A 5,034-nucleotide genomic window follows, 5' to 3' on the forward strand; every position below is an offset into this window, starting at 1 on the left:
GCGTTATCTTTAGTCGCTTTAGAGCATAACAAATCGCTGATTGCGAGCAATTAAAACGTCTAGCTCTTTCCCATTGGTAATCATCGGGATACTGCTCAATATCCTTAAGCAAGGCTTCATCATCAATCTTTGAGGGCTTACGCTCAGTAAAGCCTTTAGGATGGGGATTTTTAATCCAGCTATAGACGGTGAATTTGCTGATCTTGTAGCGCTTTGCAACAGCGCGCCAAGTTTCTCCATTAGCAATATCGTTAAGAATTTTCTGTCGGAATTGGCTGCAGTAGGTCATAAGATATGCTCAGTTTGTTTTCCCTAATGCACAACTCACTGGTGGCGATCAACTCAAGCAGCCCGATATGGTTGGATGTGGCAATATCGACTTTATGCTGACTTCCGCCATTAACGTTACCCCACTTGTTCCAGAAATGGCGGTATTCTCCCTGCCGTATCTCTACCGTGACTACAAAGATGTTGACGCGACAACCCAAGGCAAATCTGCTGAAAAAATAGCAGAAATTCTTGCCAAAAAAGGCATTGTGGTCTTAGCTTGGGGAGAAAACGGTTTCCGCGAGCTCACCAATAGCAAACGTCCCGTTAAAAGCCCCGATGACCTTAAAGGACTAAAAATCCGCGTTGCAGGTCCGATGTATATTGACGTACTCTCAGAGCTTGGCGCTAACCCTCAACAAATGCAATGGGCAGAAACCTTATCGGCACTCCAACAACATGTTGTCGATGGACAAGAAAATCCCGTTCCGATTCTAACGGCACAACGCTTACACGAAATGCAAAAATACCTCACCGAATGACACTACTCCTATGACCCGATTTTCCTCGCCGTAAGTGAGAAAAAGTGGAACAAATGGGATGAAGCCACACGAGAAAAAATCCTAAAAGCCGCACAAGATGCAATGGTTTATCAAAAAAATCTCACCCGTGAAATGACCGCAGAAGGCTTAGAAAAGCTCAAAGCCGAAGGCATGGAAATCTATCAGCCAACAGAAGCTGAAATGGCGCAATTCCGCGAAAAAACCAAAGCCGCATTCGATAAATGGGCAGAAAAAGCTGATCCTGAAGTGGTCAAAATTTTCCAAGAAGCCATTCAGCAGTAGTTGAACGCTTAATTTGCGCGACAATTGATAGCTAAATAGATTGGGCAAACAAGACAACACGCCGTCAGCGGCGCAAGGTCTGACAGCCGTTAACCATATTTAGCTATAGCGCTTTTCTCTTATCCACAAATAATAAACAAGCATCATCCTACATCAATGAGGCAATCATGAAACTGCTCCGGCACTTTTGGCAAGACATAGAAGCTTGGCTATGTATCCTTATCTTTATAGGTATTACTGCCTTAGGCTTTATTAACGTCTGCGTCCGTTACCTCACTAGCTACGCCTTTGCCTCAACAGAAGAACTGCTCCTACAAGGCTTTCTATTGCTCACCATCTTTGGGGCAGCACTTGCTGCTCGACGCAGAGAACATCTCGCCGTTACCTTCTTTAGCGACTTTCTATCTATCAAATGGCTACAAATCGTTAGAGTCTTTTCCGCACTGGTTAGCCCATCCTACTACTTGCCGCCGCTTGGTATTGTGGAAAAATGGCGCTAGAACAAAAAACCAGCGGTATCGTTTCCTCTAGCTTACAAATTCCCCTTTGGTATTACTCCGCCATACTTCCCTTTGGCTTTTTACTTATCGCCATCCGCGTGTTAGAGCATACCAAAGACATTTTGCGACATCCCCCTATGCCAAAAATAGGAGAACCCTCATGACACTATTTGGCTTAGAAGCGGGAACCCAAATGCTCATCCTATTTGCCATCCTGCTTATCCTACGCGTTCCCGTTGCCTTTTCACTCGGTGTTGCTTCACTCTATGCCATGTGGGCAATGGATTTTGGATTAGATATGGTTGGCGACCTTATCGTCAGCGGTGCTGGAAAATTCTCATTACTCGCCATTCCTTTTTTTATCTTAGCCGGTGTACTGATGGGACGCGTCGGCATGGCGGATCGAATGATTGCCTTTTTTCGCGCCTTAATTAGCGGACTTCCTGGTGGGATGGGCGTTGTGGGTGTCGTTGTTAGCCTCTTTTGGGGCGCGGTTTCTGGCTCTGGTCCAGCCTCTGTTACAGCCATTGGACCAATGATTATGCGCGGGATGGAAGCAGATGGCTATTCCAAAGCCTTGTCAGCAGCGCTTGTTTGCACTGGTGCAGCCTTATCTATCGTTATTCCACCTTCCATTGGACTCGTTATCTATGGCGTAATTGCAGAAGTCAATATTGGACAACTCTTTATCGCTGCCATCATTCCAGGCATTATCATGGGCATTATGATGCTAATTGCCCTGATTTTTGCGGCAAAACAACGTCGCCATACCAAAGCACAAGCACTTGCCGAACTTTCTCCCACCCCCTATGCAGAACTTTCATGGGGCAAACGCGTAATCAAAACCTTCATGCAAGCCTTTTGGGGACTACTCACGCCTGCCATTATCTTAGGCGGCATTTACCGTAGCGTTTTTACTCCGACAGAAGCTGCTATCGTCGCAGCCGTTTATGCCATGTTAGTTGGTTTCTTTATCTATCGCACCCTGACGCCTAAAACCCTTTGCGCCATTTTAATAGAATCAGCACGCTCTTCTGCCGTTGTGATGCTCGTTGTCATATTCGCTAGCTTATTTGGTTGGGTCGTTACCGTAAACGATATCGTTGGGCATTACTCTGAGGGACTACTCACCCTTTCAAGCTCTCCCAACTTTATCCTATTTATCATGACCCTAATCCTGCTAATTGCTGGAATATTTATGGATGCCATCACCATTATGTTCATCGCCTTACCGATTTTCCTGCCTGTTGCGCGCGAATTAGGTTGGAATATGGTTTGGTTTGGCGTCTATCAAATGGTAACCTTAGCCATCGGACTATTTACGCCACCTGTTGGCATCAACCTATTCGTTGCGGCAAACATCACAGGACTTTCCTTAGAAAAAATTGCGACTGCCGCACTACCATTCCTATTCCTGAGCGGAGTGGGACTTTTTGCAATCGTTATGATGGGATAATATGAAAATTGCCATAATTGATTACGGAATGGGCAACCTCCACAGCGTCTATAAAGCCATGCAACACGTTGCCCCTACCGCCGACCTAATCATCGCTACCACTGCGAAAGACATCCAAGCGGCTGACCGCATCCTTCTACCCGGACAAGGCGCCATCAAAGGCTGCATGGATAACATCCGTCAACAAGACATCGAAGAAGCACTTATCCGCGCCGCAAAAGAAAAACCCTTTCTCGGCATTTGCATTGGCCCCCAACTCATGTGTGCCTATAGCGAAGAAAACAATGGCGTCAGCGGACTAAACCTCTTTCCCGATATCCAAGTAACCCGATTTAACCCACAGACCACGCCCACCGAAGAAAAACTAAAAATTCCGCACATGGGATGGAATACCATCGAACAAACCAGCGCTCATCCCCTATGGGCGAACATCCCTAATAGCAGCTACTTTTACTATGTTCACAGCTACCATCTAACCGCCAATCCACATACCATCGGCGAAACCAACTATGGCGCGACTTTCCCTGCGGCTATCGCACATGAAAACATCGCAGGGCTTCAAGCACACCCAGAAAAATCAGCTAACGTCGGATTACAATTCCTTTCCAACTTTGTACATTGGCAGCCCTAAAATTGTGATATAAAGACGAATAACCGTCTCTTTAGCAGATAAAACGGAAAAACTTATAGACCATTTTGATGGCTAAAAACACTTGCATATTCTAAACAAAACAACGGCAACGCATTGCTTACCTTGAACATTTTGGAATATAGCAAGACTCCCAAAAAATACATACGGTATTTTTTGATATGGGAAGTTGGCTATATCCCTCAAAATCTGCTAAAAGAACATCGTGAAACCTTTGCAAAATTCCGTTTTACACTAATTGTTGCTACTAGTAGAAAAATTAACACCATGATTTTAATATATTTTCAAAATTTGAAAAATTGAAATTTCTCTATTTTTAGGGATTTTGTAAAGGCCTCATCGTCTAATTTTTATCAAAAAGGACTAACATGAAACATCACATTTTACTTAGCTGCTTACTAAGCACTGCCATCCTAACCGGTTGCCAAAGCGGACAAGCACTCAACACCGCAACCATTCAACAAATCCAAAGAAACGGCACTACAGAACAACAAATCCGCGCTACCTTTGGCGAGCCCGTTGCCATGCATACCAACTTACAACGCGGCATTCGCACACTCGTTTACCAATACAACCAAAGCGATGAAATCAAGCGCCCTATTATCGGCTTACTTGGTACTGTTGCTGGGGCAGCATTAGGACACCAAGTTGGTGGAGGTTCAGGACAAGCCGTTGCCACTATGATTGGCGGCGCTGCTGGTGGCGCAGTAGCCAGTAATGCTGTTGTTACCCGTCATAACCAACGCACGCTAGAAGTTGATATCTCTCTGCACAACGGACTGGTTCAAGACTACCGTTACACCGAAGATGCCTATCGTAGCCAACCATGGCGCCCATCAGCAGGTCCTGCTCCTTTATAAATACTGTCATCCCCTCCGAATACGGTGAAAACATATAAGCTAAATAAAACTTATTTTGGTAGTGGTTTGAAAAGTATGCTAAACATACTCTTACAAAAAACACTTCTTTTAATATATTGATATTTAAAGATTTAACTACCATTGGATCATTTGATAATATTTCAGCATACTTTTCAAACCACTACCCTTATTTTTACTACTGCACTAAATTGCAGCCATATTTTTTCGCCTTTGACTATAGTGCAATCATCTAAAACCCAACCCAATCCAAAGCAGATAAAAGAATAAAGTATCAATACAATCCATCCGCCATTCTTTGCTATTTGCTTAATCCAAGCCCACATCTTTTCAATGGGATTTAAGTCTGGACTATAAGGGGGTAACCAAACTATTTCATGCCCATGCTCTTCAATGATTGCTTGAATATCACTGCGTTTATGAAAAGCGGCATTGTCCT

Annotated in this window: 7 protein-coding genes and 1 pseudogene; 6 read left to right on the top strand and 2 right to left on the bottom strand. The window is 44.3% G+C overall.

Translation table 11 applies throughout. The annotated features are described in order from the left end of the window. Positions 1–289 (bottom strand): IS630 transposase-related protein (locus A5N85_RS10875; RefSeq protein WP_072577244.1); only part of this gene is annotated, 289 nt, incomplete at its 3' end. On the opposite strand from A5N85_RS10875, the pseudogene A5N85_RS16675 reads away from it, so the two are divergent. The 6 genes and pseudogenes from A5N85_RS16675 to A5N85_RS10905 all read left to right on the top strand — a co-directional run bounded on the left by A5N85_RS16675 (position 288) and on the right by A5N85_RS10905 (position 4,577). After that, positions 288–1,112: pseudogene (locus A5N85_RS16675) on the top strand (DctP family TRAP transporter solute-binding subunit). The gene A5N85_RS10875 and the pseudogene A5N85_RS16675 overlap by 2 nt on opposite strands. Positions 1,113–1,279: 167 nt before the next feature. Continuing rightward, positions 1,280–1,612, top strand: a complete 333-nt coding sequence (locus A5N85_RS10890; RefSeq protein ID WP_211268175.1) for a TRAP transporter small permease — start codon at positions 1,280–1,282, stop codon at positions 1,610–1,612. Then, complete coding sequence (locus A5N85_RS17055) at positions 1,603–1,776, top strand: TRAP transporter small permease subunit (RefSeq protein ID WP_211268176.1); 174 nt, start codon at positions 1,603–1,605, stop codon at positions 1,774–1,776. The genes A5N85_RS10890 and A5N85_RS17055 overlap by 10 nt, the downstream gene beginning before the upstream one ends. Continuing rightward, positions 1,773–3,068: a TRAP transporter large permease gene (locus A5N85_RS10895; RefSeq protein WP_072577247.1), complete on the top strand. Its 1,296-nt coding sequence runs from the start codon at positions 1,773–1,775 to the stop codon at positions 3,066–3,068. The genes A5N85_RS17055 and A5N85_RS10895 overlap by 4 nt, the downstream gene beginning before the upstream one ends. Position 3,069: 1 nt before the next feature. Continuing rightward, positions 3,070–3,699 (top strand): imidazole glycerol phosphate synthase subunit HisH, encoded by a 630-nt coding sequence (gene hisH / locus A5N85_RS10900; RefSeq protein WP_072577248.1) that lies wholly within the window; start codon positions 3,070–3,072, stop codon positions 3,697–3,699. Positions 3,700–4,085: 386 nt separating this feature from the next. Next, positions 4,086–4,577, top strand: coding sequence for a glycine zipper 2TM domain-containing protein (locus A5N85_RS10905; RefSeq protein ID WP_072577249.1), 492 nt, complete (start codon positions 4,086–4,088; stop codon positions 4,575–4,577). A 173-nt stretch (positions 4,578–4,750) separates the two neighbouring features. Here the strand turns inward: A5N85_RS10905 and A5N85_RS17775 are convergent. After that, a partial coding sequence (locus A5N85_RS17775) for a transposase (RefSeq protein WP_211268177.1) occupies positions 4,751–5,034 on the bottom strand: 284 nt, incomplete at its 5' end.

Source organism: Suttonella ornithocola, assembly GCF_001889065.1.
Lineage (GTDB): Bacteria > Pseudomonadota > Gammaproteobacteria > Cardiobacteriales > Cardiobacteriaceae > Suttonella_A > Suttonella_A ornithocola.

Bases quoted from the DNA above. Each gene is read 5' to 3' on its own strand.
- A5N85_RS17055 (WP_211268176.1), top strand. From the start codon at position 1,603: ATGGCGCTAGAACAAAAAACCAGCGGTATCGTTTCCTCTAGCTTACAA.
- A5N85_RS10905 (WP_072577249.1), top strand. From the start codon at position 4,086: ATGAAACATCACATTTTACTTAGCTGCTTACTAAGCACTGCCATCCTA.
- A5N85_RS10895 (WP_072577247.1), top strand. From the start codon at position 1,773: ATGACACTATTTGGCTTAGAAGCGGGAACCCAAATGCTCATCCTATTT.
- A5N85_RS10890 (WP_211268175.1), top strand. From the start codon at position 1,280: ATGAAACTGCTCCGGCACTTTTGGCAAGACATAGAAGCTTGGCTATGT.
- hisH (WP_072577248.1), top strand. From the start codon at position 3,070: ATGAAAATTGCCATAATTGATTACGGAATGGGCAACCTCCACAGCGTC.